This window comes from Prevotella sp. P2-180, assembly GCF_002251435.1.
Classification (GTDB): Bacteria; Bacteroidota; Bacteroidia; order Bacteroidales; family Bacteroidaceae; genus Prevotella.
This window is the reverse complement of record NZ_NPJI01000020.1, coordinates 1-836: the sequence shown is the minus strand read 5'-3', so window position 1 is coordinate 836 and position 836 is coordinate 1. Positions and strand designations below refer to the sequence as shown.

Sequence of the window (836 nt, the reverse complement as noted above, 5' to 3'; positions counted from 1 at the left end):
CCTTGGTTGATGTTCTCCTCAAAATACTTCCCTTTTTGGGAATATAAGTCCAACATGTACTTATCAGCGAATCTTTCCAAAGAATCAATATCGGTGGAAAGTTGCTTATCATTAATCCTTTTACAAGACAGTTTGCATAATTCCATATAGGATGAATATTTTAACTTGTCGTTACTTTCGGCTGAACATATACGGAGTAGTCTCTCTGCAGATTCCAATGAATCACATTCTTCAAGGCAACAAGAATAAAAAACCATTAATTTTACATCACTGGTTTCATCTATTGCTTTTCTTGAATAAAATAATGCAGAATCTTTTTCATTGAAATAGTAAAAGGCTCTACTCAAAGAATGATATACATACTTTGGCATTGAATTATCTGATATACGATTCAAATATCGTTGGGATTGTCGTAAATAAAAAAAAGACGAATCCTTTTGATTATCAAGAATGTAACAATTTGCCAAATTGAGCATATAAAGTATTAGATTTGCAATCTTTGCATTTTTTTGATTACTATATAAATCTACTGCTTTTTTTGCATATATAACAGATAATCTTTTATTGCTGAGAACAATGCTTCGGCTCAACTTCTCCAATGCAAGACACTGCAAGTCGATATCGCCACGCTTCTTAGCATTATTGACGACATTTTGGAAACATTCCTCACACTCAGTTATACTATCGTTCAGGAAATAGTATTTGCCCATATAGTATTGGCTCAGCCCATAGTACTTCGTCTCCGGCTCACCTTCATAATATATGTAGGACTGGCGGATGAGCGTGTCCATATCCACATCTAAGCCCGACTTGTCCTGTGCCATGGTAAAGAGCAG

1 protein-coding gene is annotated in these 836 nt (G+C 34.9%); it reads right to left on the bottom strand.

The features are described from left to right. The coding region (locus CIK98_RS02800; RefSeq protein ID WP_141210374.1) for a hypothetical protein at positions 1 to 824 on the bottom strand (824 nt) is incomplete at its 3' end. Positions 825 to 836 lie beyond the last annotated feature (12 nt).